Source organism: Pantoea sp. sgz302252, from assembly GCF_042610525.1.
In the GTDB taxonomy this organism is placed as follows: Bacteria; Pseudomonadota; Gammaproteobacteria; order Enterobacterales; family Enterobacteriaceae; genus Erwinia.
The window spans coordinates 15194-41485 of the sequence record NZ_JBHDVM010000013.1; the positions used below are offsets into that span (position 1 = coordinate 15194).

The window sequence follows — 26292 nt, forward strand, 5'->3', positions numbered from 1 at the left end:
CGCTAGTTAGCGACAGGTTTGCGTGCGTTTAAGTCAATTGACGGATGCCAGCGAACGTGGCTAGATAAAAGGCAATGTTATACCGGCGACGGTAGAGAGTGATAAAAATAAGGGTCAGGGGTCATATGAACGAACAATATTCCGCAATGCGAAGTAATGTCAGTATGCTCGGCAAACTACTCGGGGATACGATTAAGGATGCGCTTGGCGAGAACATCCTGGAACGGGTGGAAACCATTCGTAAGCTCTCCAAGTCATCCCGCGCGGGAAATGACGCCCACCGTAAAGAGCTGCTCTCCACGCTGCAAAATTTATCTAATGACGAGCTGCTGCCGGTGGCCCGCGCCTTCAGCCAGTTTTTGAACCTGACCAACGTCGCCGAGCAGTACCACACTATTTCGCCTAAGGGCGAAGGCGCTAACCATCAGGAGCTGCTGAGCAAAACCTTTGAACGCTTAAAGCAGCAGCCTAATCTGACGGAAGCCAAAATCCGCGAGGCTATTGAGTCGCTCTCTCTGGAGCTGGTGCTGACCGCTCACCCTACGGAAATCACCCGCCGCACGCTGATCCACAAGCTGGTCGAGGTCAACAGCTGCCTGAAACAGCTGGATCATAACGATCTTTCCGATTACGACCGATCGCAGATTATGCGCCGTTTGCGCCAGCTGGTAGCGCAGGCCTGGCACACCGATGAAATTCGTAAATACCGCCCAACGCCGGTCGATGAAGCTAAATGGGGCTTCGCGGTGGTGGAAAATAGCCTGTGGGATGGCGTACCGGCCTTTCTGCGCGAGCTGTACGAACAGGTAGAGGCTTCTTTCGGCGTGAAGCTGCCGGTGGATTTCGTGCCGGTGCAGTTTACCTCGTGGATGGGCGGTGACCGTGACGGCAATCCGAACGTCACAGCCAAAATCACTCGCCATGTACTGCAATTAAGCCGCTGGAAAGCGACCGATCTGTTCCTGCGCGATATCGCCGTGCTGGTCTCCGAGCTGTCGATGTCGGAGTGCACACCAGAAGTTCGCGAGCTGTGTGGCAATCCGGAAGCGCTGGAGCCTTACCGCGAAATCATGAAAAACCTGCGCGCTCAGCTGCTGGCAACTCAGGCTTACCTGGAACGCAGACTGAAAGGCGAACGGCCTTCGCGTCCGGCCAACCTGCTGATTTCCAACGATCAGCTTTGGGATCCGCTTTATGCCTGCTATCAGTCACTACAGGCCTGCGGCATGGGCATCATCGCCAACGGCCAGCTATTAGATACGCTGCGCCGCGTTAAATGTTTTGGCGTGCCGCTGGTGCGGATCGATCTGCGCCAGGAAAGCACGCGCCACACTGATGCCATTGCGGAAATTACTCGTTATCTGGGTCTGGGTGACTATGCCAGTTGGTCAGAAGCCGACAAACAGGCATTTTTGATCAGCGAGCTGACCTCCAAGCGTCCGCTGCTGCCGCGGCAGTGGGAGCCGAGCGCCGAGACGCAGGAAGTGCTGGATACCTGCCGCGTGGCAGCGGAAGTGCCGCAGGGTTCTATTGCCGCCTATGTTATCTCTATGGCAAAAACCCCTTCCGACGTGCTGGCGGTGCATTTGCTGCTGAAAGAGGCGGGCATACCTTTTGCTATGCCTGTGGCGCCGCTGTTTGAAACCCTGGACGACCTGAATAACGCCAACGACGTGATGCGTCAGCTGCTGGATATCGGCTGGTATCGCGGCTTTATCCAGGGCAAGCAGATGGTGATGATTGGTTATTCTGACTCGGCAAAAGATGCGGGCGTGATGGCCGCAAGCTGGGCGCAATACCAGGCGCAGGATGCGCTGATCAAAACCTGTGAAAAAGCAGGCATCGCGCTGACGCTGTTCCACGGGCGTGGCGGCACCATCGGTCGCGGCGGCGCGCCAGCTCATGCTGCGCTGCTCTCCCAGCCGCCGGGCAGCCTGAAAGGCGGCCTGCGCGTGACCGAACAGGGCGAGATGATCCGCTTTAAGTATGGCCTGCCGGAAGTCACCATCAGCAGCCTGACGCTCTATACCGGTGCTATTCTGGAGGCCAACCTGCTGCCACCACCAGAGCCGGAATCCGCCTGGCGCGGCATTATGGATCAGCTTTCCGCAGATTCCTGCGAGATGTATCGCGGCTACGTGCGTGAAAATGCAGACTTCGTGCCCTATTTCCGTTCGGCCACGCCGGAGCAGGAGCTGGGCAAGCTGCCGCTGGGTTCGCGTCCGGCCAAGCGTCGCCCCAGCGGTGGCGTCGAGTCACTGCGTGCTATTCCGTGGATTTTCGCCTGGACGCAGAACCGCCTGATGCTGCCAGCCTGGCTGGGCGCGGGCGCGGCGCTGCAAAAAGCGATGCAGGCCGGTCATCAGGATCAGCTGGAGGCAATGTGCCGCAACTGGCCGTTCTTCTCAACGCGTTTAGGCATGCTGGAGATGGTATTCTCTAAAGCCGATCTCTGGCTGGCGGAATATTACGATCAGCGTCTGGTAGAGCACTCGCTGTGGCCGCTGGGCAAACAGCTGCGCGACCAGCTGGATTCGGATATCAAAGCAGTACTGACCATCGCCAACGATGCGCATCTGATGGCGGATCAGCCGTGGATTGCGGAATCGATCGCGCTGCGTAACGTTTACACCGATCCGCTGAACGTGCTACAGGCAGAGCTGCTGCATCGCTCACGCCTACAGGAAGCCAACGGCGAAGAGCCGGATCCGCGCGTTGAGCAGGCACTGATGGTGACTATCGCTGGCGTTGCGGCGGGCATGCGTAATACGGGTTAATAAGGCGGAACGCTCTTTAACAGGAAGGAATAAAGAGCGTTCATGATTGTTGACAGCACTACTCCCCGGCTTAACCGGTTTCAGACAGGGGCAGCAGCCCGGCCGGGGCAAAATAGTCATTCAGGATGCGGTGAACCTGCTGTGCGGCTGCCCGAGTCTCCATATCCAGAAAATGTCCTGCTTCCGGTACCGTTCGAAAATCGCAATCCCGAACATAATCTGCCATCAGGCGAATATCTTCTGGCCGGGTATATTCATCAAGTTCGCCGTTAACAAACAGCACCGGCTGCTCGATTTTTTTAAAGATAGCCACATAATCCTCCAGGCGTAGCTGGTTGATCTGGCCGATATGGAAGCTGGCCTGCTGGTATGTTTCCTTATCAAGGCTTTTAATATGCTCATGGTTAACCTGCTTAAGCAAACCAGGCAGATATTTACCCACCTCATCATTAAGCAAGGTTGCTACCGCTTCGTTTTTCCCTTCGTCCAGCAACATTCTGGCTCGTTTGATGTAGCTGGCCATCGCCGGGGTAATAGTCGGCGAGAAAGAAGCAATGACGGCTTTGCGGATAGAATGCTGGCCCGTTGCCAGCGTCATTAAGGCCGCCAGGCCTCCCCAGGAGACCGAAAGCAGATAGTCAGGCGAATAACGGGCAATAAGCGCGTTAAGAATAATGACTTCTTCTGACTTGGGTAATGGCCGGGTAATGACATTATGCGTTCGTGACTGACCGATAAAAGGTAAATCGAACAAAATCACATTTACTTTATGCTTAAAGCTTTTCACACAGTTACGAAACGCCAGCGTTGTTGAAAGCGCGCCGTTAACACAAATTAGCGATTCAACTACGCCAGGGTAACAATATTTTTCAACGTGGATAAGCCAGCCGTTGATATCAACGATTTCGGTTTCTGCCTTCATAATCACTCCCCAGGGTAACAACAGATTGCTATTGCGTTCGTAGGCTCATCGTTTCCCGGCGGGCTAAAGGGTCGCAAAATTTTTTGCCACCAAAATTTAATTTTGTCGCTTAATCTTCTTTTATTATGGTTAAAGCTGCTGGCGCTTAAATGGATTACGACATGCTGACCTCGCTTTCAAGGATCTTGCCAAATGGCGCCCTGTATTATTAACAATCCTAATGCATAAGTTAGATGCAAATCACAAATATGATCAAGATAATTTTTCGACAGAAAAAGAAAAGTGGCAGTAAATTATTTACAATCATGAACATAGTAACAAATAGCTTGATTTTTAGCACAAGCGTATTAATTTGAGACTCTAATGTATTATTCAGGCGTGTTATTGGCATTCCAAATAAACAAAGTAAATTAATCAGTAAGTTAAAAATAAAGCCCGTTTTTTTCGCTATCAGCGCATTAAAAATCGTACCTTCTGAAAAAAGGAAGCGGAAAAGATCATTACTTTTTTGCTAACGATAAATAACTACTGATTAAAAAGAAGCGAGTCTGAAAAAGGGAAGGAAATATACCGAATTATTGGGATTTTAACGGAGAAATATCAGTGCTTATTACTGAGTGAGAGATATTAACAATGCCATCTATAGGGATATAAACCGGGTTAATTTGCGCCGCAGTTGAAAATTCTGCGGCACAAAAACAGACGCTTATTCCACCGTCATTATATGACGGCAGCAAAAGAGGAAACAGAGGGGAAATCGGTGAATCAGGCGGCTGAAGAGGTTACCGCAGGCCGCACGCCCAGCGTATGGCAGATGGCGTAACTCATTTCCGCGCGGTTCAGCGTATAGAAATGGAAATCTTTCACGCCTTCACGGCTGAGGATTTTCACCATATCCATCGCCACGTTAGCACCGACCATTTTGCGGGTTTCCGGATCGTCGTCCAGGCCCTGAAAGAGGCTGGTCATCCAGCCCGGCACGCGCACGTTGGTCATGGCGGCGAAGCGCTGGAGCTGCTTAAAGTTGGAAACCGGCAGAATACCCGGCACGATTTCTACGTCTATCCCGGCGATAACGCAGCGATCGCGAAAGCGCAGATAGCTTTCCACATCAAAAAAGAACTGGGTAATGGCACGGCTGGCACCCGCTTCGATTTTGCGCTTCAGGTTAATTAAATCCGCCTGCGCGCTTTTGGCTTCGGGATGAACTTCCGGATAGGCGGCGACGGAGATATCAAAATCGCCCACTTCCTTCAGCAGCGCCACCAGATCCGCGCCGTACATTTCTGGCCTGCCGCCGCCCGGCGGCAAATCGCCGCGCAACGCCACGATATGGCGAATGCCGTTGTTCCAGTAATCCTGCGCAATGGCACGTAGCTCATCACGGGTAGCATCAATACAGGTTAAATGCGGCGCGGCTTCCAGCCCGGTGCGATCTTTAATGCCTTTAATAATGCTGTGGGTGCGGTCACGCTCGCCGGAATTCGCGCCGTAGGTCACCGAAACAAACTTCGGCTTCAGGCTGCTGAGACGATCGATAGAGTTCCACAAAGTCTGTTCCATCTCGCTGCTGCGCGGAGGAAAAAACTCAAACGAGACGTTAATCTGCCCGTTCAGTTCGGCCAGGCTCTGGTTCAGCGCCTCGCGCTGGTTGGCGTGGAAAAAACTCATGGCTTACCTCATCGATCGCGGAAAGAAACGGGCGCAATAAACATCCATACGTTTAGACGTCCAGACATTCAAAATGACCGATTGTGCATTTTCCGTCAACAGATAAATGATGTCGCGGCGTGACAATTTCTCAACGAAGTTGAAGGAAATTCATACAGAAAAAAGAAGCGAGGAAAATCAAATAGTCAGCCCAAAGGAGAGAAGCTAAAGCGCGGGCAGAGCCAGAACCCGCGCTTTTGGTCAGCTTTACTACAGCAGCTGCGCCAGCCGATTGATATCGGACTGAATGGCGCCCGCCGTCACGTCACGCCCTGCGCCTGGCCCACGAATAACCAATGGATTATCGCGATACCAGCGGCTTTCGATGGCGAAGACGTTATCGCAAGGCAGCAGCGAAGCCAGCGGATGATCGTTTCTGACCGCTTCCACGCCGACACGGGCTTTGCCGTTAGCGTCAAAACGCGCCACGTAACGCAGCACCAGGCCCATTTCCTGCGCGGCTTCGAAGCGTTGCAGCATCTGCTCGTTCAACGCCTCGCCGTTTTCGAAAAAGTGATCGACAGATTCGCCCTCGCAGCTTTTCGGCACCAGCGACTCCACACGCACCTGATCCGGCTCGATATCGTAGCCTGCCTCGCGCGCCAGAATCACCATTTTGCGCATCACATCCTGACCGGAAAGGTCAACGCGCGGATCCGGCTCGGTCAAACCTTGCTGCCAGGCCTGATCCACCAGCTCGGTAAACGGCACCGTGCCGTCATATTGCAAAAACAGCCAGGAAAGCGTGCCGGAGAAGATGCCGCTGATAGCGATAATGCTGTCACCGCTTTCGCGCAGGTCGCGCACCGTGTGGTTGACCGGCAGGCCCGCGCCGACGGTAGCGTTGTAAAGCCAGTGGCGGCCAGTTTTAGCGAAGGCGTCGCGGATCTGGCGATAGCGATCGCTGCTTGAAGCGCCCGCTACTTTGTTAGCGCCAATCACGTGAAAGCCGTGGCTGGCGAAATCCAGATATTGCTCCGCCAGCTGCTCGCTGGCCGTGACGTCCAGTACCACCAGATCGTCAAACGGGTGCGCCCTCATCCACAGAAACAGCGATTCTTCATCCATTGCCACCGCTTCGTCTTCAAAGAAGGCGAGCGCGCGGCTGGCATCCAGCCCTTCATAGTTCAGCAGGCTGCGGCGGCTATCAACCACACCAGCCAGCACATATTCAAAGCCGGTACGCGCCGACAGCGTTTCCTGCTCGCGGGCGAACAGTTCCAGCCAGCGGGAGCCAATATTGCCTTTGCCAAACAGCACCAGGCCGACCTGCTTTTCCGCCCGAAACAGCGACTGGTGCAGGCCACGCATCAGATGTTCGGTCGGGCCTACGCGTAGTACCGCCACCAGGCTGATGCCCTCTTCCGACTGCCAGATGAACTCGACCGGCTGATCTTTCAGCTCCTGCCAGAAGCGATGGCTGTGCAGGGGATTGCGGCAAACGCCCGCGCCGACCAGCGCCACCAGCGCCATGCCTTCGCGCAGCTGTAACCTGCCCGGAATGCCAGCATCCTGTAACAGCGACAGCGCACTGTTCACCACTTCCGAGGTATAGCAGAGCTGTAGCAGATGACGGTCGGGATGCACGCCTACAGCCAGCGGCCGCAGCTGCTCGCGCTGAAGTAGCCGATCGATCTCTTTGTGCGTGATAGCAAAGTCGTGCTGCGGCGGTACCTGGAATTCAATCAGGCAAACATCGTCGTGGCTGGTGACAATACGCGCGCCCGTGCCGGAAGCCAGCACGCGCTCAATGCGCGTGGAGCCTTGCTCCGGCTGATAGCTACAGCGCAGCTGCAAATCGATATCGCTGTTGGAAACAGGCTGTAGCGTGCGGGTATGCAGCACCGGCGCCGCCAGGCGTGCCAGCTCGCTGGCTTCGTCCAGACGCAGCAGCGGCAGCAGACAGGCATCCTTTACCTTGCGCGGGTCGGCGCTGTAAACGCCAGCCACGTCGCTCCAGATAGTCACGCGCGATACGCCAGCCAGCGCGCCGATCTGCGTCGCCGAATAGTCGCTGCCGTTGCGGCCCAGCAGTACGGTTTCACCCGCGTCGTTGCGGCTGATAAAGCCGGTGATCACCAGTCTTTCGTCCGCATGCTGTGCCATCAGCTGTTGCAGCAGCGGCCAGGATTTTCCTTCATCTACCTGGGGCTGCGCGGCCCGCTCAGCGCGCAAAAACTCCCGCGCGTCCAGCCAGCTTGCCGCCATATCCTGCTGTTGCAGCACGGCCGCCATCAGCCTTGCCGACCAGATTTCGCCATGCCCGACCACTTCCGCATAGGCGGCTTCGGTGATTTTATCGTCCAGCAGCGCCGCGAGCTTTTCCAGATCGCGGATAAATTCGCTAATCAGCCCATCCGCAACCGGCGCCGGAAGCAGGCTGCCGATAAGATCGCTCTGATAGCGACGCAGCGCCTGCTGTACCTGATGTGCCGACAGCCGATCGCTCTGGCTCAGCTTCAGCCAGCTAATCAGCTGGTTGGTGGTGCTGCCCGCTGCCGACACTACCATCACATCGCCGGGACGGCTGTATTGCGCCATGATGCCCGCAACCCGCAAATAACATTTGGCGTCGGCAAGGCTGCTGCCGCCGAATTTATGCAGCTGACGCGCGCCTGCTGCCACCGCTGAATGACTCATGCTTACCTCTTAGCCGCTATCCGGAACGCATTATCCAGATCGGCGATTAAATCTTCGTGATCTTCAATCCCTACGGAAACGCGCAGCAGCGTTTCCGAAATGCCTGCCGCCGCGCGTGCCTCTGCCGACATGCCCGCATGCGTCATGGTGGCCGTATGGGAGATCAGGCTTTCCACGCCGCCCAGCGATTCGGCCAGCGTAAACAGTTCCAGCGCTTTCAGGAAGGTACGAATCGTCTGTTCGTCGCCATCCAGCTCAAAGCTTAACATCGCGCCGAACCCTTTCTGCTGACGCGCAGCGATCTGGTGGCCCGCGTTTTCCGGCAGTGAAGGATGATAGAGTTTTTTCACCAGCGGCTGCTGCTTCAGGTAGTCGACAATGGCCAGCGCGTTGCGCTGCGCAGCCGCCATACGCGGCGCCAGGGTGCGCAGGCCGCGCAGCAGCAGGTAGCTATCAAATGCCGCGCCGGTGACGCCGATATTGTTCGCCCACCAGGCCAGCTCTTTGACCAGCTCGGGATCTTTAGCGATAACTGCGCCAGCCACTACGTCGGAATGGCCGTTAAGGTATTTCGTGCAGGAATGGATCACCAGATCGGCACCCAGCGCCAGCGGATTTTGCAGTGCCGGGCTAAGGAAGGTGTTATCGACCACGCTCACCGCGCCCGCTTCCGCCACCGCCTTACAGATAGCCTCGATATCCACTACGCGCAGCAGCGGATTGCTTGGGCTTTCTACCAGCACCAGCTTAGGTTTTTCTGCCAGCGCCGCGTGCAGCGCAGCTTCGTCGCCCTGATCGACAAATTTCACACGGTACGCGCCGCGCTTGCTCAGGCTGTCGAACAGACGATAGCTACCGCCGTAGCAGTCATGCGGCGCGACCAGCAGATCGCCAGGCTTCAGAAAAACGGTACAAACCAGGTGAATCGCCGACATACCGGTATTGGTCATGACCGCGCCAGCGCCGCCTTCCAGCTCGGCCAGCGCACGCTGCACTACATCACGGGTAGGATTGCCGCGACGTGAATAATCGTGCGCGCGTGGCTCGTTAAAGTCGGTGAAATTATAGGTGCTGGAAAGGTGGATTGGCGGGACAACACAGCCATACTGTTCGTCATCATTCAAACCGCTGCGTACTGCGATGGTTGCCTGTTTGCGCGTCATGGTGCATAAATTCCTGCAGGAAAAGAAAGAAGAGCCACCAGCATAACAGGGAACAGATAGACGTCAATACATCTGGACTTCTAAATGTCTTTGCGTATAGATTGAGCAATCCGCCGATAACCGTTAATATTATCTTTTTCCACCCCACAAAAAGTGGGAGTGATGCAGCGCAACTTCGGGCATAATTAGCCGAATTTCGGCATATTTAACTATTTATGATGATTAAGGTATCTCATGGCTGAATGGAACGGCGAATATATCAGCCCTTACGCTGAGCATGGTAAAAAGAGCGAACAGGTCAAAAAAATCACGGTATCCATTCCGTTAAAAGTTCTGAAAATTCTGACCGACGAGCGTACCCGCCGTCAGGTCAACAACCTGCGTCACGCGACCAACAGCGAGCTGCTGTGCGAAGCGTTTCTGCACGCCTTCACCGGCCAGCCTCTGCCGGACGATGTCGATCTGCGCAAAGAGCGCAACGACGAGATCCCGGAAGAAGCCAAAGCGATCATGCGCGAGATGGGCGTCGATCCCGATACCTGGGAATACTGAGCGCCGTTTCGCAGCCATAAAAAAACCCAGCCGAGGCTGGGTTTTTTCGTTGCGTCCGACAGGCGACTTATTTGCTGCCTGGGATGCTGAAACGCTTGTTGAAGCGGTCAACACGACCACCGGTAGCCACATCACGCTGCTTGCCGGTGTAGAACGGGTGGCATTTGCCGCACACGTCCAGGTTCAGGTCGTGACCCACGGTTGAGCGGGTTTTGATTTCGTTACCGCAAGAGCATTTAGCAGTAACTTCAACGTAATTTGGGTGAATACCTTTTTTCATGGGAAAACCTCAGTTAAGGCCGTGTCGCTCTCCCGCGCCAGGAACTTGCCTGCGCCGGCACCACACGAAGATTAATAGTTCAGGTGATTTGATACCAAAATGCCGTATCAACGGCGGCGAACTATACAGAAAATAACCGCACACCGCAATCGAATCCGCACATTCAGGAAGACACAGTGTACACTATCCCGCTCACAATTTCATCCGGATAACTTCATGCCCGTCGTTCAGGTCGCTCTGCCCGTTCCGCTTGCCCGCAATTTTGACTATCTGCTGCCTGCGCATTTGCCCGCAGCGGCAATTGGCGCGCGCGTTAGCGTGCCTTTTGGCAAGCGCAAGGCGGTCGGCGTGGTGGTTGGGCTGGCTGAAACCAGCGATTTTCCCCTCGATCAGCTGAAAGCCGTACATGAGGTACTGGACGACGAGTCGCTTTATCCCGCCTCGCTGTGGCGCATCTTGCTTTGGGCAGCAGAGTATTATCACTATCCGCTGGGCGAAGTGCTGTTTCACGCAATGCCCGTTTTGTTGCGCCAGGGAAAACCCGCGCGGGAAGCGCCGCTCTGGCAGTGGTTTATTACAGAAACAGGCCGGGAAACCGCGCCGGAAAGCCTGAAGCGCGCGCCGAAGCAGCAGCAGGCGCTTGCCGCGCTTCGCCAGCGCAATCTCTATCGCCACGAAATCGGCCAGCACGATATTACCGACGCGACGCTACAGGCCTTGCGTACCAAAGGTCTGTGCGATCTCCGAATGCAGCAGCGCGCGCTACAAGACTGGCGAACGCATTATGAGGTTAAAGGAGAGCGGCTGCGGCTGAACACCGAGCAGGCTACAGCAGTAGGTGCTATTCGCGCTGAGGACGACCGTTTTGCCGCCTGGCTGCTGGCGGGCATTACCGGATCCGGCAAAACCGAAGTTTATTTGAGCGTGCTGGAAAACGTGCTCGCCAGCGGCAAGCAGGCGCTGGTGCTGGTGCCGGAAATCGGCCTGACGCCGCAAACCATCGCCCGCTTCCGCGAGCGTTTCAACGCGCCGGTAGACGTGCTGCACTCGGCCCTTAACGACAGCGAGCGGCTGGCGGTCTGGCTGCGCGCGCGCCACGGCGAAACGGCTATTGTTATCGGCACCCGCTCTGCCCTGTTCACGCCTTTCGCGCAGCTGGGCGTGATTATTATCGATGAAGAGCACGACAGCTCCTATAAGCAGCAGGAAGGCTGGCGCTATCAGGCGCGCGATCTGGCTGTTTTCCGCGCTCGCCAGGAAGATATTCCAATAGTGATGGGAACCGCCACGCCAGCGCTGGAAACGCTGCATAACGTGCAGATGGGCAAATACCGTCAGTTGAACCTTAGCAAACGTGCGGGCAATGCTCGCCAGGCTACGCAGCAGCTAATCGATCTTAAAGGCGTGAAGCTCCTGGGCGGCCTTTCGCCGATGCTGATTAAAAAGATCGGCGAACATCTGAAAGCGGATAATCAGGTTCTGTTGTTCTTAAATCGCCGTGGCTTTTCACCGGCGATGCTTTGTCACGAATGCGGCTGGATTGCCGAATGCCAGCGCTGCGACCGTTACTACACGCTGCACCAGCATCATCGTCAATTACGTTGCCACCATTGCGACAGCCAGCGTCCTATACCGCATCAATGCCCGCAGTGCGGCTCAACGCATCTGGTGCCGGTTGGCCTGGGCACCGAGCAGCTGGAGCAGAACCTGAGCGAGCAGTTCCCCAACGTGCCGCTTTCGCGTATCGATCGAGACACCACCAGCCGCAAAGGCGCGCTTGAGCAGCATTTAGCAGATGTGCATCGTGGCGGCGCGAGAATTCTGGTTGGCACGCAAATGCTGGCCAAGGGCCATCACTTTCCCGACGTCACGCTGGTTTCGCTGCTGGACGTGGACGGCGCGCTGTTTTCCGCCGATTTCCGCTCCGCCGAGCGTTTCGCCCAGCTTTATACCCAGGTAGCTGGCCGCGCCGGGCGAGCCGGAAAACAGGGCGAAGTTATGCTGCAAACGCATCATCCTGAACATCCACTGCTGCAAACTTTACTGCATCAGGGCTACGACGCCTTTGCGCAGCAGGCGCTGAGCGAGCGCAAGACCGTCTTCCTGCCGCCGTTTACCAGCCATGCGCTGTTTCGCTCCGAAGATCACGATAATCAGCAGTCCGCTCTTTTTTTACAGCAGCTGCGCAATCTGCTGGAAGCCAGCCCGTTAAAAGATGAGGCGTTCTGGGTAATGGGCCCGGTTCCGGCGCTTCAGCCCAAACGAGGCGGGCGCTACCGCTGGCAGCTGCTGCTGCAACATCCTTCACGGGCGCTGTTACAGCGGCTGATCAAAACCACATTGCCGCTGATTGGTACGCTGCCCCAGGCGCGCAAGGTCAAGTGGACTTTGGATGTGGATCCCACCGAAAGCTGAAATTTTCAGCAATCGCTTTTTTCCGCTGCGAGACGCCTCGAAAAAAGTCGCACAAGTCACCATTTTTATGCAAATTAAGTAACGCATTTGATTAGCATTAGTTAATTACACGATGACGGTCGGCCTTAACGCTGACGGAAATCCTTTTATTTCCGGCCAAAGCCGGACGGTCAACAGGCCGGAGCAAGGAGAACAGCGTTGGAGCAAAAGCCAGAGACCACGGGCGCCACGATGAAAGACGTGGCGGAAAAAGCGGGCGTATCGACGGCGACCGTTTCACGCGCCCTGATGAGCCCGGAAAAGGTCTCTGCCGCCACGCGCAAAAAGGTCGAGGCGGCGGTTATCGCCGTTGGTTACTCTCCGCATGCCATGGCGCGCGCGCCGCGCCGCAGCGAGTCCCGCACCATCCTGGTGATAGTGCCGGATATCTGCGATCCCTTTTTCAGCGAAATCATTCGCGGCGTAGAATTTGTCGCGGCGGAACAGGGCTATCTGGTGCTGATCGGCGACTGCGCTCATCAGAACCGCCAGGAAAACGCTTTTCTGAATCTGGTGATGACCCGCCAGATTGAAGGCATGGTGCTGCTTGGCTCGCAGTTACCTTTCGATACCGGCCTCGAGGATCTGCGCAATCTGCCACCGATAGTGATGGCGAACGAATTCGCGCCAGAGCTGGATCTGCCGACGGTACATATAGATAACCTGACGGCGGCGTTTGAAGCGGTACACCACCTGCTGAAACTGGGCCACGAGCGCATCGCCTGTATTGCTGGCCCGCAGGATATGCCGCTGTGCCAGTATCGGTTACAGGGTTATATCCAGGCGCTGCAGCGTAACGGTATCAGGATGGATCCGCGTTATATCGTGCGCGGCGATTTTACCTTTGATGCAGGCAGCCGCGCACTAAAACAACTCATGAGGCTACCGCAGCCGCCGGATGCCCTGTTCTGCCATAGCGATATTATGGCGCTGGGCGCGATGGCGCAGGCAAAAATTATGGGCATGCGTGTCCCCAAAGATTTGTCGCTGATTGGCTTCGACGATATAGAACTGTCGCGTTACAGCGATCCGCAGTTGACCACTATCGCCCAGCCAAGATTCAACATTGGCCGCGAGGCGATGAACCTGCTGCTGGAGCAGCTACAGGGCAAACTGGTAAACGGCGGCTCCAGGCTGCTGGACTTTGAGATAAAAATTCGCGGCAGCACCGCGCCCGCGTTGCGCGAACAGGCGTAGCCGCCGAAAATGCAGGTTCGGAACAAGAAAATGGAGAATCAGCAGATTCTTAGCCGTATCCCTGCTGGTCAAACTTCCAACCCTTGAGTAACATGGCGAGCTGCAGGCCAGCGCGCTGGCCCGACCTGACTTTTCATCGATTACTAGCGGAACGATAGTGGCACAAAAAGATTACGTAGGCCGCGGGCGTTCGACAGGGACGCGTCGCAAAAAGAGCAACGGCCGCAGCGGCAGCAAAAAGCGCAGCGGCGGTTCGGGTGTATCAAAGATCATGGTAGGTCTGGCCGTGGCGGTGCTGGTGACGTTTGTCGGCGGATTATGGTTTATTGCCCACCATAAAAAAGAGGAAGAGACGCCGGTCATTCCCGATCATAAAGCGGCCGGCAACGGCCTGCCGCCCAAGCCTGAAGAGCGCTGGCGCTATATCAAAGAGCTGGAAAACCGTCAGATAACCGTACCGACGCCGGTCGAGCCTTCGGCAGGCGGCGAAGTGCGTTCGCCAACCCAGCTGACTGACGAACAGCGCCAGCTGCTGGAGCAGATGCAGGCCGATATGCGCCAGCAGCCTACCCAGCTAAACGAAGTGCCGTGGAACGAGCAGACGCCTGCGCAGCGCCAGCAAACCCTGCAGCGCCAGCAGCAGCAAACGCAGCTGCAACAGCAGGCTCGCCAGCCGCAGACGCAGTATCAGGCTCCGCGCCAGCCGCAGCCGGTTCAGCAACCGCGCCAGCAGCAGTCGGCCCAGCAGCAGCAGCACATGCTGCCGCAGCACAATCAGCAGCCGACCGTCGCCCGCGAGCAGAAAGCCGAGAAGCCGAAGGAAGTGGAAAAAGAGAAGGCGCAGCGCTGGATGGTGCAGTGCGGCTCGTTCAAAGGCAGCGATCAGGCGGAATCCGTGCGCGCCGCGCTGGCTTTTGAAGGCTTTGAGAGCAAAATCACCAGCGGCGGCGGCTGGAACCGCGTTATCGTCGGCCCTTACAACAGCCGCGCCGCCGCCGACAGCACGCTGAAACGCCTGCGCGGCAGCGGCCACTCAAATTGTATTCCTGTCTCGCTCGGGGGTTGAAACCTTCCGGAACTCCCCCATATCTGAATGCATCATTGCCCCGCAGCCAGCCTGCGGGGAGATCTTTCGACTGCAACAAGGGGTCTGCCCGTGACAACAATTGTAAGTGTACGACGCAACGGCCAGGTAGTAATTGGCGGTGATGGCCAGGCTACGCTCGGCAACACCGTAATGAAAGGCAACGTCAAAAAAGTGCGTCGTCTTTATAATGACAAGGTCATCGCTGGTTTTGCCGGTGGCACCGCAGATGCCTTTACGCTGTTTGAGCTGTTTGAACGCAAGCTGGAAATGCATCAGGGCCATCTGGTGAAGGCGGCGGTTGAGCTGGCCAAAGACTGGCGTACCGATCGCATGCTGCGCAAGCTGGAAGCCCTGCTGGCCGTAGCCGATGAAAACGCCTCGCTGATCATTACCGGCAACGGCGATGTGATCCAGCCGGAAAACGATTTGATCGCTATTGGCTCCGGCGGGCCTTACGCACAGGCAGCGGCTCGTGCGCTGCTGGAAAACACCGAAATTGGCGCGCGCGACATTGTGGAGAAAGCGCTGGGTATCGCAGGCGATATCTGCATCTATACCAACCACAATCTTACTATCGAAGAATTATCGTCTAAAGCGTAAGGACCCTGATTATGTCTGAAATGACCCCGCGCGAAATCGTTAGCGAACTGAACAGATTTATTATCGGCCAGGACGGCGCCAAGCGCGCCGTGGCTATCGCGCTGCGCAACCGCTGGCGCCGTATGCAGCTGGATGAAGAGCTACGCCACGAAGTTACGCCAAAAAATATTCTGATGATTGGCCCGACCGGCGTGGGTAAAACCGAAATCGCCCGTCGTCTGGCCAAGCTGGCTAACGCGCCTTTTATCAAGGTCGAAGCAACCAAGTTCACCGAAGTGGGTTATGTAGGGAAAGAAGTGGATTCAATTATCCGCGATCTGACCGACTCTGCGATTAAAATGGTGCGTTCCCAGGCGATTGACAAAAATCGCTACCGCGCGGAAGAGATGGCCGAAGAGCGCATTCTGGACGTGCTGATCCCGCCAGCGAAAAACAACTGGGGCCAGGCGGAAGCCGCTGCCGAGCCTTCTGCTGCCCGTCAGTCTTTCCGCAAAAAGCTGCGCGAAGGCCAGCTGGACGACAAAGAGATCGAGATCAACCTGGCCGCTTCGCCGATGGGCGTAGAGATTATGGCGCCGCCGGGCATGGAAGAGATGACCAGCCAGCTGCAGTCAATGTTCCAGAACATTGGCGGCCAGAAGCAGAAACCGCGCAAGCTGAAAATCAAAGAGGCGATGAAACTGCTGGTGGAAGAAGAAGCCGCCAAGCTGGTGAATCCGGAAGAGCTGAAGCAGGAAGCAATCGATGCAGTCGAACAGCACGGCATCGTGTTTATCGATGAGATCGATAAAGTGTGCAAGCGCGGCGAAAGCTCCGGCCCGGATGTTTCCCGTGAAGGCGTACAGCGCGATCTGCTGCCGCTGGTAGAGGGCTGCACCGTTTCTACCAAGCACGGCATGGTGAAAACCGACCATATCCTGTTTATCGCATCCGGCGCCTTCCAGGTTGCCAGCCCTTCCGATCTGATTCCGGAACTGCAGGGCCGCCTGCCGATCCGCGTTGAGCTGCAGGCGCTGACCACTCACGACTTTGAGCGCATCCTGACCGAGCCAAGCGCTTCCGTCACCGTGCAGTACAAAGCGCTGATGAAGACCGAAGGCGTGGATATTCACTTTACCGAAGACGGCATCAGCAAGATTGCAGCTGCGGCCTGGCAGGTAAACGAAACCGCGGAGAACATCGGCGCGCGTCGTCTGCATACGGTGCTGGAACGTCTGATGGAAGAGATCTCCTACGATGCCAGCGATCGCAACGGCGAGTCGATTACCATTGATGCGGACTACGTCAGCAAGCACCTGGACGAGCTGGTGGCGGACGAAGATCTCAGCCGCTTTATTCTGTAATCGTTCTGCTGCCCCTCTCAAACCCCGCCGCTTATGCGCGGGGTCTGAGGTTAATGACAAATTTCTGGTTGCGTTTAAATCTGCGACAGAGCAGCAAAGGCAGATCGGAACACGGACACGCCGTTAATCCGTCCGTGGAGGCTCGGTTGGCGCGTCCATGCGCCAAACGGTCCGCTTATCCGCTCAGCCTTTGCCGCTATCTGGCTGCCGTGTTGCTGTAAAAAAAGCCAGGCCTGACGAATGCTTCAGGTTTGTCAGCAGTCTCAAACCCCGCCGCCTATGCGCGGGGTTTTTCTTTTTCTGGCGTCTTCCTGCCAAATCCCTGACCTGGATTAATTCTTCGCCAGCTGGCAGTGAGTAAACTGGTAGCTTTCCGGCATAGACTTCCTACCAGCGAAGGCCATAATCCCATGACCGACAACATTTCTACCGCTCCGGCACCCTCTCTGCTGCGCGCCTGGCTGGAAAGCTTGCGTTTGCGCACGCTGCCTTTGGCCTGTGCTTCGGTGATAACCGGCTCGGCATTGGCCTGGCAACAGGGCAGCTTCGACCTGAGCGTGGCGCTGCTGACGCTGCTGACTACGGCGCTACTGCAAATTCTTTCCAATCTGGCTAATGACTACGGCGATGCGGTAAAAGGCAGCGACACGCCAGAGCGTCTCGGCCCGCTGCGCGGCATGCAAAAAGGCCTGATCACTCAAAAGCAGATGCGTTTGGCACTGATCCTGACCGTTGCCCTGACGCTGATCGCTGGCGTCGCTCTGGTGGTACGCGCCTGTCAGGATGTTAGCGATATGCTGGGTTTTCTGGCGTTGGGCGCGCTTGCGGTAGTGGCCGCCATCGCCTATACGGTAGGGAAAAGACCCTATGGCTATCTCGGCCTGGGCGATGTTTCCGTGCTGGTTTTCTTTGGCTGGCTGGGCGTGGTCGGCACTTTTTATCTGCAAACGCACAGTTTACAGTGGCTGCCTTTCCTGCCCGCGACTGGCTGCGGCCTGCTGGCGGTCGCGGTGCTTAACGCTAACAATATGCGTGATATCGACAGCGACCGGCAAAACGGCAAATTTACGGTAGCCGTACGGCTTGGCCCGTGTAATTCGCGCTATTACCACGCCATGCTGCTTTCAGGCTCGCTGTTCTGTTTTGCCCTGTTCGCCAAACTGGCTGCGCTAACGGCGCCGGGCTGGCTGTTTTTGCTTAGCACGCCGCTGTTGTTTGGGCAGGCGCGTTTCGCCATCGCGCACGCCTCCGCCGCAGCCATGCGTCCGCTGCTGGAGAAAACAGTGAAGGCGGCGCTGCTGGTTAATCTGCTGTTCGCCGTCGGGCTGGCGATGGGCTAATTGCGATCTCCCTGACCTGACGCAACTTTTAACAACTGATGCTTTTGCCAACAGCCGCCAGAAGGCGATATACTTAATGTCCCTCTGGCAAACAGATGAACCCTTATGAAATACGATACTTCCGAACTCTGCGACATCTATCATGAAGATGTGAACGTGGTTGAACCGCTCTTTTCAAACTTTGGTGGCCGCACCTCGTTTGGCGGACAGATCACCACGGTGAAATGTTTCGAAGATAACGGGCTTCTGTACGATCTGCTGGAAGAAAACGGCCGTGGGCGCGTGCTGCTGGTGGACGGCGGCGGATCGGTGCGGCGAGCGCTGGTCGATGCGGCGCTGGGCCAGCTGGCGCTACAAAACGAGTGGGAAGGCATAGTGGTGTACGGCTCTGTACGCCAGGTAGACGATCTGGAGGAACTGGATATCGGCATCCAGGCGATCGCGGCTATCCCGGTCGGCGCCTCCGGCGAGGGCGTGGGCGAAAGCGATGTGCGCGTGAATTTCGGCGGCGTAACCTTCTTTTCAGGCGACCACCTCTATGCCGATAACACCGGCATTATCCTGTCGGAAGATCCGCTGGATATCGAATAGCAAAAACGGGTGCTGACTGGCACCCGTTCTTTTACCGCCTGCCGTCAATCTGACTCAGACTTCTTCCATTTTTCCCAACAGCGCACGCAGACGCTCCTGCCAGACGTGCTGCTCCTCTTTCAGATGCTGGTTTTCACGCACCAGTGATTCGCTGTTGCCCGCAGCCTGCTGAACCTGCTGATTCAGATTGTTGTTCTGCTCTTTCAGCTCTTCGATTTCCATCTGCAGCAGAGTGATAGTATCAATCGCCTGCTGAACTTTTGCTTCCAGTTTCTCGAACACTTCAAATGACATCGTAAATGACCTCTCCTAATCGCAAGGCGTTGATGTTGCTGACGCAGCTGAGGCATAGCCGACCGGCTGCGGATCACAACGATGCCCCGATTGTAAGTAGAGCGGCCCGCCAAGTCCAGCAACGAACCTGCTACGATGCGCGCAGCGGCTTTTTTCAGCCAGCTCCTGGTCTCTTTAACATTTTTCAGTGCCCTGCGCCTTATTGTTGTTAATAAATTGCAACAATATGGGAAAAACGAAAGCCAATAACCCTGCTAATAGCCGCGTAAAAGACGCGGAAACGCTCATTTTTTTGAGCCAGTACACAACTTTTGATTTCGCTATTTCTCGTTTATGCTCGTTAACGATAAATTCACATCATCCCCACACAAGATTGGGGAGACTCAAATAATGAGAACAAAAAAACCGGATACCCTTTAACCTCGCCTTCAGGAAACATCATATGAGCCAGACAACCACCACCCTCAAAGGGCAGTGCATCGCAGAATTTCTCGGCGTCGGCACAATTATTTTCTTCGGCGCAGGCTGCGTCGCGGCGGCGAAGGTAGCCGGTGCGGTCCTGGGCCTGTGGGAAATCAGCATTATCTGGGGGATCGCCGTAGCCATGGCGGTCTATCTGAGCGCAGCCATTTCCGGCGCTCACCTGAATCCGGCCGTAACCCTGGCGCTCTGCCTGTTCGCCAACTTCGAAGGCCGTAAAGTGATTCCTTACATCCTCGCGCAGGTCGCTGGCGCCTTCTGCTCAGCCGCGCTGGTTTACGCGCTCTATTACAACCTGTTTTTGGACTACGAACAGACGCATCATATGGTGCGTGGCAGCGTAGAGAGCCTGGATCTGGCTGGTATTTTCTCCACCTACCCTAACCCGCATATCAGCGTCGGCCAGGCTTTTCTGGTTGAAGCGGTGATCACTGCCGTTATGATGGGGCTGATTATGGCTTTAACTGACGATGGCAACGGCCTGCCGCGCGGCCCGATGGCACCGCTGCTGATTGGTCTGCTGATTGCGGTTATCGGCGGCGCAATGGGCCCGCTGACCGGCTTCGCGCTGAACCCGGCTCGTGATTTCGGCCCTAAACTCTTTGCCTGGCTGGCAGGCTGGGGCAACGTCGCCTTTACCGGCGGCCGCGATATTCCTTATTTCCTCGTGCCAATCTTTGGCCCGATCGTTGGCGCCTGCATCGGCGCGTTCGGCTACCGCTCTCTGATCGCCCGCAATCTGCCAGGCGCAGCCGCGGTAAAGAAGGTCGAAAAGACCATCGCGCGTGCTGAACAGCGTAAAGCGTAAGTGCTAACCCTTTAACATCAGGAAGGATTTATGACTACAGATAAAAAATATATCGTCGCGCTGGACCAGGGTACCACCAGCTCCCGCGCCGTGGTGCTGGATCACGACTCCAACATTGTTGCGGTTTCCCAGCGCGAATTTCAGCAAATCTATCCTAAGGCAGGCTGGGTCGAGCACGACCCGATGGATATCTGGGCGTCACAAAGCTCCACCCTGGTGGAAGTGCTGGCTCACGCCGATATCCGCTCAGACGAGATCGCCGCAATCGGCATTACTAATCAGCGTGAAACCGCTATCGTCTGGGATAAAGAAACCGGCAAGCCGATCTATAACGCTATCGTCTGGCAGGATCCGCGTACCGCTGACTACTGCGCAAAACTGAAAAAAGAGGGGCTGGAAGAGTACATTCAGCACACCACCGGTCTGGTGATTAACCCTTATTTCTCCGGCACCAAAGTTAAGTGGATTCTGGATCATGTCGAAGGCGCTCGCGAACGCGCTAAACGCGGCGAGCTGCTGTTCGGTAACGTCGACTCCTGGCTGGTATGGAAAATGACCCAGGGCCGGGTACATATCACCGACTATACCAACGCCTCGCGTACCATGATGTTCAACATCCACAAGCTGGAATGGGATCAGCGCATGCTGGATATCCTGGATATCCCGCGTGAAATGCTGCCGGAAGTAAAATCTTCTTCCGAAGTTTACGGCCAGACCAATATCGGCGGTAAAGGCGGCACGCGTATTCCTATCGCCGGTATCGCGGGTGACCAGCAGGCGGCGCTGTACGGCCAGCTGTGCGTGCAGCCCGGCATGGCGAAAAATACCTACGGCACCGGCTGCTTTATGCTGATGAACACGGGTACAGAAGCGGTAACCTCTACCAACGGCCTGCTGACCACTATCGCCTGCGGCCCGCGCGGCGAAGTGAACTATGCGCTGGAAGGCGCGGTGTTTATCGGCGGCGCTTCTATCCAGTGGCTGCGTGACGAGATGAAGCTGATCGGTGACGCTACCGATTCCGAATATTTCGCTTCCAAGGTTAAAGACAGCAACGGTGTTTATATGGTGCCAGCCTTTACCGGTCTGGGTGCCCCTTACTGGGATCCCTATGCGCGCGGCGCTATCTTCGGCCTGACGCGCGGCGCGAACGCCAATCACATTATCCGCGCCACGCTGGAATCTATCGCTTTCCAGACGCGTGATGTGCTGGAAGCGATGCAGAACGATGCCAACACCCGTCTGCAATCGCTGCGCGTGGACGGCGGCGCGGTCGCTAACAACTTCCTGATGCAGTTTCAGTCCGATATCCTCGGCACCCGCGTTGAGCGCCCGGAAGTGCTGGAAGTCACCGCGCTGGGTTCTGCCTATCTGGCTGGCCTGGCTGTCGGCTTCTGGAAAGATCTGGATGAGGTTCGCGCCAAAGCCTCCATTGAGCGCGAGTTCCGTCCAAGCATCGAAACCACCGAGCGCAACTATCGCTACGCCGGCTGGAAAAAAGCCGTTGCCCGCGCCCAGTCATGGGAAGATCACGAAGAGTAATCTGCTCTTGCCCGCAGTCGCCACGGCTGCGGGCTTCCTGCCTTAACGCTTTTCCTTACTCCTGCAAACAGAATGCTGGCCTTTACCCTCGCCGCTATGCCAGGCTTATCCCTTTACCGGGACCCATGATGAAACGAGAACTCGCTATTGAATTTTCACGCGTAACGGAAGCGGCGGCGCTGGCTGGCTATAAGTGGCTGGGGCGCGGCGACAAGAACGCGGCCGACGGCGCGGCGGTACATGCCATGCGTATTATGCTGAATAAAGTGGATATCGACGGGCAAATCGTTATCGGCGAAGGCGAAATTGATGAAGCGCCGATGCTTTATATCGGCGAAAAAGTCGGCAGCGGCCAGGGCGACGCGGTGGACATCGCCGTCGATCCTATTGAAGGCACGCGCATGACCGCAATGGGCCAGGCCAACGCGCTGGCAGTACTGGCCGTTGGCGATAAAGGCACCTTTCTCAACGCCCCCGATATGTATATGGAGAAACTGGCGGTCGGCCCCGGCGCGAAAGGCGCTATTGATTTATCACTGCCGCTGGCGGAAAACCTGCGCAACGTAGCCCAGGCTTTGCAGAAGCCGCTATCGGAGCTGACCGTCACCATTCTGGCAAAGCCACGCCATGACGATGTGATTGCAGAAATGCAGCAGCTGGGCGTGCGGATTTTTGCCTTCCCGGACGGTGACGTGGCCGCTTCCATTCTGACCTGCATGCCGGACAGTGAAGTAGATGTTCTTTATGGCATCGGCGGCACGCCGGAAGGTGTAGTTTCTGCTGCGGTTATCCGCGCGCTGGATGGCGATATGCAGGGAAAACTGCTGCCGCGCCATGCGGTAAAAGGCGATACGCCGGAAAACCGCGCGCTGGGCGAACAGGAGCTGAAGCGCTGCGCGGAAATGGGTATTGAGGCCGACAAAGTGTTGCAGCTTGGCGAGATGGCGCGCAACGATAACGTGATTTTTTCCGCGACTGGCATCACCAGCGGCGATTTGCTGAAGGGCATTACGCGCCAGGGCAATGTTGCCACCACCGAAACGCTGCTGGTACGCGGCAAATCGCGCACCATTCGCCGCATCCAGTCCATTCACTATCTGGATCGCAAGGACGAGAGCCTGCATCCCTATATTCTGTAAGCGTGCCTGCGGGCCAGGCGGCCCGCACTTTATCAAACCGCCTGCAGCTCGGGCCTTTTCGACAGCGGTAACCAGCAGAGCAGGATCAGCAGCGCCATAGCGAACATCAGCATGCCTAAGCTGAACTGCCCGGTTTGCGGCAGCAGCGCCGACAGCCAGGCCGCCAGTCCCGATCCCAGATTCTGCAGGCCGCCCAGCAGCGCGCCCGCCGTTCCGGCCATATAGGGCCAGGGTTCCATCGCGCCCGTGGTCGCCAGCGGAAACAGCATGCCTGCGCCAAAGAAAAAGAGCGCGGCAGGCACGATCAGCGTCCAGATAGTCATCACGCCGAACCAGGCGGGGATCCACATTAGCACGCCAGCCAGCAGGCAGCTGTTGACCGACCACCACATCAGCTGCTGAAAAGGTTTATTGTCACGACCGGCGAACCAGGCGCCAAAAAATGCCGCCGGAATCGGCAGGATAAACAGCAGGCTCACCGTGATGCTGTTCAGCCCCAATACGCCGCCCATCAGCACGCCGCAGCTGGCTTCAAATACGGCGATACCGCCCAGCGCGCCCATCAGCATCACCAGGTAGCGCACAAAAGTGCCATCGGCCAGCAGCGGGCGATAGCGGGAAAAAAGCGCGCGTTTCTCCAGCGGCGCGGGGCGCGTTTCCGGCAGCCAGCGCAGCATCGCTACTCCCACTGACGAACAGAGCAGCAGCAGGAAAATAAAACAGGCGTGCCAGCCGATCAGATGCGTCAGCAGCGCGCCTATGACTGGCGCTACTAAAGGACTGACCAAAATCCCCATATTCAGCAGGCTGTTAGCATGCCGTAACGCGCCGCCAGCATACAAGTCGCGCGGCATGGTGCGTGCCATTACGCCTGCTACACCGGTTCCCAGCCCCTGAATAGCGCTGCCCAGCACCAGTAAATCAAAAGTAGGCGCGGCAAGCGCTACCAGCGAACCGATCATAAAGATGCTTAATCCACCCAGAATTACCGGACGGCGCCCGATATTGTCCGATAGCGGGCCGTACAGCAGCTGCGAGCCGCCATAAGTCATTAAATAGGCCGCCATAACACGCTGCACCACGCCGTCACGCACGCCGAAATCCTGCGCAATAGTGGCCATAGCAGGCACATAAATTGTCTGCGCCATCTGGCCGACAGCCACCAGCGCGATCAGCATCACCAGCAGATGCCCGTTTGCAATTTTCTTCATTTTACCAGCACGGTTAAGGGCTAAATCACCCGCAAAAAGGGCGATTTACCAAAAGGAGGTTTTAATGGCGAGGAAAATATCAGGAATAAACGACAAAGCGAGAGGGCGCTGAAAAATGGTCTTTACTTAAGTGTCAGTAAAAGCGTTCAGCGGCGTAACAAAAACTGTACGCCAGCGGGCGATTTGTCGATATGAGCTTTGCGCGGCGTCGGGGCTGGCAAAATGGCCGTTGCGTAGCGAAGATAAGGTAGTTCATCCGTTTTGATTAAGGAGCGCACTATGGCCGAATGGGTCAACGCCAGCATTATAGAGGTACGCGACTGGACGGAAAGCCTGTTCAGCATCACCGTCACCGCGCCTATCGATCCTTTTATCGCCGGGCAGTTCGCTAAGCTGGCGCTGGAAGTCGACGGCGAACGTGTACAGCGCGCCTACTCTTTTGTGAACGCGCCGAGTGATAAAAACCTGGAGTTTTATCTGGTCACGGTGCCGGAAGGCAAACTCAGCCCGCGCCTGCATGCGTTGCAGCCTGGCCAGACGCTGATGATCACTAAAGAGTCCGCTGGCTTTTTTGTGATTGACGAAGTTCCCGAATGCCAGACCTTATGGATGCTGGCGACCGGCACAGCGATCGGCCCCTATCTTTCTATTCTGCAGGAAGGCAAAGGGCTTGAGCGTTTCGACAATATCGTGTTGGTGCATGCAGCCCGCTACGCGCGGGATCTGAGCTATCTGCCGCTGATGCAGAAGCTGGAGCAGCGCTACCAGGGCCAACTGCGTATTCAGACAGTGGTAAGCCGTGAAGAAGCGCCAGGCTCGCTGACCGGCCGCGTGCCCGCGCTGATCGCCAGCGGCGAGCTGGAAGCCGCCGTTGGCCTGCCGATGACGGCACAGGAGAGCCACATCATGCTCTGCGGCAACCCGCAGATGGTCAGAGATACGCAGCAGCTGTTAAAAGAGACGCGCGATATGCGCAAGCATCTGAAACGCAAACCGGGCCATATGACCAGCGAGCATTACTGGTAATCTGGCGTGCCGCGGCCAAAGTAATTCACCTGCAGCGTGCTTTTACCAAAGCGGTTCTCGCCTTTACTGCCGCGAAAGACGCCCAGCTCCAGGCTCATGGTCACCAGGATCAGCGTAGGGATAAAGCGCCCCAGCGTCCATTGCCAGCCGGCAGGCAGCGCGGCCCAGTTGCCCGCCAGCAGCATCCAGGCCACCAGCAGCAGCAAAGCCCAGGCGGCCGATTTATTGCGATCGTGCAGGCGCTTCACCACTACCGCGCTGGAGGGCCACAGCAGGCAGACAACGCAAAACGCGGCCGTTTGCGTACTGATCCAGCCGCGCGCGGCCAGGGTAAACAGTAGCATCAGCAATACCAGCCAGAGCGTCAGCCAAATCCACAAATCGCGTCGCCCCAGCCTGCCGCGCCAGGAAAAACACCAGGCTTGTAAGGTCATATTTTCTTCCTCAGAAACAGCGTCAGGTTTTGACTTTGCCAGTCATTGTCCGTTTTAATCTTGAATTAAACATACTGGTTAGAGCTTCAGATAATGAATAAAGCAATGTTCACGGGTTTCATGTTACTGGTCTGGCTAATTAGCGCGCCCGTTCGGGCCGAGGCCGATCCCCAGGAGCGCGCTGAACATATGCCCACGGCGCCCTGGCTGCTGGCGGGCGCGCCAACCTTTGATATGACTATCGGCCAGTTTCGCGAAAAGTATAACGCTATCAATCCTGGGTTACAGATTGCTGAATATCGGGCGACGGACAGCCGCGGCGATAAAAGTAATTTGACCCGTGCCGCCAGCAAGATCAATGAAAATCTCTACTCTTCCACTGCGCTGGAGCAAGGAACTGGAAAGATCAAAACCTTACAGATCACCTGGCTGCCGGTACCGGGCCCGGAAGAGAAAACCGCGCGGGAAAAAGCGCTGGCCTATATGAACGCACTAACGCGTTTTTTCGAACCGACGCTGACGCCGGAGCAGGCTCAAAAACGGCTGGACGAGCTGTTAAGCAAAGGCAAAGGCTCGCGTTATTACGCCCAGACGGAAGGCGCGCTGCGCTATGTGGTGGCCGATAACGGCGAGAAAGGCCTGACCTTCGCCATTGAGCCGATAAAACTCGCAATGCGCGCCACCGACCCGCGTTAAAGATGA

22 protein-coding genes are annotated in these 26292 nt (G+C 56.5%); 14 read left to right on the plus strand and 8 right to left on the minus strand.

The annotated features are described in order from the left end of the window. Nucleotides 1-125 precede the first annotated feature (125 nt). Entirely contained in the window at nucleotides 126-2777 is a 2652-nt protein-coding gene (gene ppc / locus ACETPC_RS19470) for a phosphoenolpyruvate carboxylase (RefSeq protein WP_380184141.1), read from the plus strand. A gap of 70 nt (nucleotides 2778-2847) precedes the next feature. Here ppc and ACETPC_RS19475 read toward each other — a convergent pair whose 3' ends face one another. From ACETPC_RS19475 to metB, 4 genes are all read right to left on the minus strand, one after another. Continuing rightward, entirely contained in the window at nucleotides 2848-3699 is an 852-nt protein-coding gene (locus ACETPC_RS19475) for an alpha/beta fold hydrolase (RefSeq protein ID WP_380184142.1), read from the minus strand. Between the two features lie 765 nt (nucleotides 3700-4464). Beyond that, nucleotides 4465-5370: a methylenetetrahydrofolate reductase gene (gene metF, locus ACETPC_RS19480; RefSeq protein WP_380184143.1), complete on the minus strand. Its 906-nt coding sequence runs from the start codon at nucleotides 5368-5370 to the stop codon at nucleotides 4465-4467. A gap of 249 nt (nucleotides 5371-5619) precedes the next feature. Continuing rightward, the gene (locus tag ACETPC_RS19485; RefSeq protein ID WP_380184144.1) at nucleotides 5620-8049 is read right to left on the minus strand and encodes a bifunctional aspartate kinase/homoserine dehydrogenase II; all 2430 of its coding nucleotides are present in this window, start codon (nucleotides 8047-8049) and stop codon (nucleotides 5620-5622) included. Between the two features lie 2 nt (nucleotides 8050-8051). Then, nucleotides 8052-9212 (minus strand): cystathionine gamma-synthase, encoded by a 1161-nt coding sequence (metB, locus tag ACETPC_RS19490; protein ID WP_380184145.1) that lies wholly within the window; start codon nucleotides 9210-9212, stop codon nucleotides 8052-8054. 234 nt (nucleotides 9213-9446) lie between these two features. Here metB and metJ point away from each other — a divergent pair, with 234 nt between their 5' ends. Then, a complete protein-coding gene (metJ, locus tag ACETPC_RS19495; protein WP_052901694.1) occupies nucleotides 9447-9764 on the plus strand; it encodes a met regulon transcriptional regulator MetJ in 318 nt (105 codons plus the stop codon). A gap of 67 nt (nucleotides 9765-9831) precedes the next feature. Here the strand turns inward: metJ and rpmE are convergent, their stop codons facing one another. Further along, the gene (gene rpmE / locus ACETPC_RS19500; protein ID WP_336144409.1) at nucleotides 9832-10044 is read right to left on the minus strand and encodes a 50S ribosomal protein L31; all 213 of its coding nucleotides are present in this window, start codon (nucleotides 10042-10044) and stop codon (nucleotides 9832-9834) included. A 216-nt stretch (nucleotides 10045-10260) separates the two neighbouring features. Here rpmE and priA point away from each other — a divergent pair, with 216 nt between their 5' ends. The 7 genes from priA (at nucleotide 10261) to rraA (ending at nucleotide 18656) form a co-directional block, all read left to right on the plus strand. Then, on the plus strand, nucleotides 10261-12459 hold the full coding sequence (gene priA / locus ACETPC_RS19505) for a primosomal protein N' (protein WP_380184146.1): 2199 nt from the start codon (nucleotides 10261-10263) through the stop codon (nucleotides 12457-12459). Nucleotides 12460-12657: 198 nt separating this feature from the next. Continuing rightward, nucleotides 12658-13695 carry a DNA-binding transcriptional regulator CytR gene (cytR, locus tag ACETPC_RS19510; protein WP_380184147.1) on the plus strand — a complete coding sequence of 346 codons (1038 nt, stop codon included), beginning with the start codon at nucleotides 12658-12660 and terminating at the stop codon, nucleotides 13693-13695. A gap of 157 nt (nucleotides 13696-13852) precedes the next feature. Then, nucleotides 13853-14761 carry a cell division protein FtsN gene (gene ftsN / locus ACETPC_RS19515; protein WP_380184148.1) on the plus strand — a complete coding sequence of 303 codons (909 nt, stop codon included), beginning with the start codon at nucleotides 13853-13855 and terminating at the stop codon, nucleotides 14759-14761. 90 nt (nucleotides 14762-14851) lie between these two features. Continuing rightward, on the plus strand, nucleotides 14852-15382 hold the full coding sequence (hslV, locus tag ACETPC_RS19520) for an ATP-dependent protease subunit HslV (protein WP_246761561.1): 531 nt from the start codon (nucleotides 14852-14854) through the stop codon (nucleotides 15380-15382). An 11-nt stretch (nucleotides 15383-15393) separates the two neighbouring features. Further along, nucleotides 15394-16725: an HslU--HslV peptidase ATPase subunit gene (hslU, locus tag ACETPC_RS19525; protein WP_380184149.1), complete on the plus strand. Its 1332-nt coding sequence runs from the start codon at nucleotides 15394-15396 to the stop codon at nucleotides 16723-16725. A 410-nt stretch (nucleotides 16726-17135) separates the two neighbouring features. After that, entirely contained in the window at nucleotides 17136-18065 is a 930-nt protein-coding gene (locus ACETPC_RS19530; RefSeq protein WP_380184150.1) for a 1,4-dihydroxy-2-naphthoate polyprenyltransferase, read from the plus strand. Nucleotides 18066-18170: 105 nt separating this feature from the next. Next, nucleotides 18171-18656, plus strand: coding sequence for a ribonuclease E activity regulator RraA (gene rraA, locus ACETPC_RS19535; protein ID WP_380184151.1), 486 nt, complete (start codon nucleotides 18171-18173; stop codon nucleotides 18654-18656). A gap of 54 nt (nucleotides 18657-18710) precedes the next feature. Here rraA and zapB read toward each other — a convergent pair whose 3' ends face one another. Beyond that, nucleotides 18711-18950 (minus strand): cell division protein ZapB, encoded by a 240-nt coding sequence (gene zapB, locus ACETPC_RS19540; protein WP_125290575.1) that lies wholly within the window; start codon nucleotides 18948-18950, stop codon nucleotides 18711-18713. A gap of 442 nt (nucleotides 18951-19392) precedes the next feature. Here zapB and ACETPC_RS19545 point away from each other — a divergent pair, with 442 nt between their 5' ends. The 3 genes from ACETPC_RS19545 to glpX all read left to right on the plus strand — a co-directional run bounded on the left by ACETPC_RS19545 (nucleotide 19393) and on the right by glpX (nucleotide 22919). Further along, nucleotides 19393-20238 carry an MIP/aquaporin family protein gene (locus tag ACETPC_RS19545; protein WP_380184152.1) on the plus strand — a complete coding sequence of 282 codons (846 nt, stop codon included), beginning with the start codon at nucleotides 19393-19395 and terminating at the stop codon, nucleotides 20236-20238. Nucleotides 20239-20268: 30 nt separating this feature from the next. Continuing rightward, nucleotides 20269-21780: a glycerol kinase GlpK gene (gene glpK, locus ACETPC_RS19550; RefSeq protein WP_380184153.1), complete on the plus strand. Its 1512-nt coding sequence runs from the start codon at nucleotides 20269-20271 to the stop codon at nucleotides 21778-21780. A 128-nt stretch (nucleotides 21781-21908) separates the two neighbouring features. Then, entirely contained in the window at nucleotides 21909-22919 is a 1011-nt protein-coding gene (glpX, locus tag ACETPC_RS19555) for a class II fructose-bisphosphatase (protein ID WP_380184237.1), read from the plus strand. A 32-nt stretch (nucleotides 22920-22951) separates the two neighbouring features. On the opposite strand, the gene emrD is transcribed toward glpX, so the two are convergent. Beyond that, nucleotides 22952-24130: a multidrug efflux MFS transporter EmrD gene (gene emrD, locus ACETPC_RS19560; protein WP_380184154.1), complete on the minus strand. Its 1179-nt coding sequence runs from the start codon at nucleotides 24128-24130 to the stop codon at nucleotides 22952-22954. A gap of 279 nt (nucleotides 24131-24409) precedes the next feature. On the opposite strand from emrD, the gene fpr reads away from it, so the two are divergent. Continuing rightward, a complete protein-coding gene (gene fpr / locus ACETPC_RS19565) occupies nucleotides 24410-25156 on the plus strand; it encodes a ferredoxin--NADP(+) reductase (RefSeq protein ID WP_380184155.1) in 747 nt (248 codons plus the stop codon). On the opposite strand, the gene ACETPC_RS19570 is transcribed toward fpr, so the two are convergent. Then, entirely contained in the window at nucleotides 25147-25590 is a 444-nt protein-coding gene (locus ACETPC_RS19570; protein ID WP_380184156.1) for a DUF805 domain-containing protein, read from the minus strand. The genes fpr and ACETPC_RS19570 overlap by 10 nt on opposite strands. Nucleotides 25591-25683: 93 nt before the next feature. Between ACETPC_RS19570 and ACETPC_RS19575 the strand changes: the two genes are divergently transcribed. After that, nucleotides 25684-26286, plus strand: coding sequence for a YiiQ family protein (locus ACETPC_RS19575; protein ID WP_380184157.1), 603 nt, complete (start codon nucleotides 25684-25686; stop codon nucleotides 26284-26286). The last annotated feature ends 6 nt before the right edge of the window (nucleotides 26287-26292 follow it).

Bases quoted from the DNA above. Each gene is read 5' to 3' on its own strand.
- ppc (WP_380184141.1), top strand. From the start codon at position 126: ATGAACGAACAATATTCCGCAATGCGAAGTAATGTCAGTATGCTCGGC.
- ACETPC_RS19475 (WP_380184142.1), bottom strand. From the start codon at position 3,699: ATGAAGGCAGAAACCGAAATCGTTGATATCAACGGCTGGCTTATCCAC.
- metF (WP_380184143.1), bottom strand. From the start codon at position 5,370: ATGAGTTTTTTCCACGCCAACCAGCGCGAGGCGCTGAACCAGAGCCTG.
- ACETPC_RS19485 (WP_380184144.1), bottom strand. From the start codon at position 8,049: ATGAGTCATTCAGCGGTGGCAGCAGGCGCGCGTCAGCTGCATAAATTC.
- metB (WP_380184145.1), bottom strand. From the start codon at position 9,212: ATGACGCGCAAACAGGCAACCATCGCAGTACGCAGCGGTTTGAATGAT.
- metJ (WP_052901694.1), top strand. From the start codon at position 9,447: ATGGCTGAATGGAACGGCGAATATATCAGCCCTTACGCTGAGCATGGT.
- rpmE (WP_336144409.1), bottom strand. From the start codon at position 10,044: ATGAAAAAAGGTATTCACCCAAATTACGTTGAAGTTACTGCTAAATGC.
- priA (WP_380184146.1), top strand. From the start codon at position 10,261: ATGCCCGTCGTTCAGGTCGCTCTGCCCGTTCCGCTTGCCCGCAATTTT.
- hslU (WP_380184149.1), top strand. From the start codon at position 15,394: ATGTCTGAAATGACCCCGCGCGAAATCGTTAGCGAACTGAACAGATTT.
- ACETPC_RS19530 (WP_380184150.1), top strand. From the start codon at position 17,136: ATGACCGACAACATTTCTACCGCTCCGGCACCCTCTCTGCTGCGCGCC.
- rraA (WP_380184151.1), top strand. From the start codon at position 18,171: ATGAAATACGATACTTCCGAACTCTGCGACATCTATCATGAAGATGTG.
- zapB (WP_125290575.1), bottom strand. From the start codon at position 18,950: ATGTCATTTGAAGTGTTCGAGAAACTGGAAGCAAAAGTTCAGCAGGCG.
- ACETPC_RS19545 (WP_380184152.1), top strand. From the start codon at position 19,393: ATGAGCCAGACAACCACCACCCTCAAAGGGCAGTGCATCGCAGAATTT.
- glpK (WP_380184153.1), top strand. From the start codon at position 20,269: ATGACTACAGATAAAAAATATATCGTCGCGCTGGACCAGGGTACCACC.
- glpX (WP_380184237.1), top strand. From the start codon at position 21,909: ATGAAACGAGAACTCGCTATTGAATTTTCACGCGTAACGGAAGCGGCG.
- emrD (WP_380184154.1), bottom strand. From the start codon at position 24,130: ATGAAGAAAATTGCAAACGGGCATCTGCTGGTGATGCTGATCGCGCTG.
- fpr (WP_380184155.1), top strand. From the start codon at position 24,410: ATGGCCGAATGGGTCAACGCCAGCATTATAGAGGTACGCGACTGGACG.
- ACETPC_RS19570 (WP_380184156.1), bottom strand. From the start codon at position 25,590: ATGACCTTACAAGCCTGGTGTTTTTCCTGGCGCGGCAGGCTGGGGCGA.
- ACETPC_RS19575 (WP_380184157.1), top strand. From the start codon at position 25,684: ATGAATAAAGCAATGTTCACGGGTTTCATGTTACTGGTCTGGCTAATT.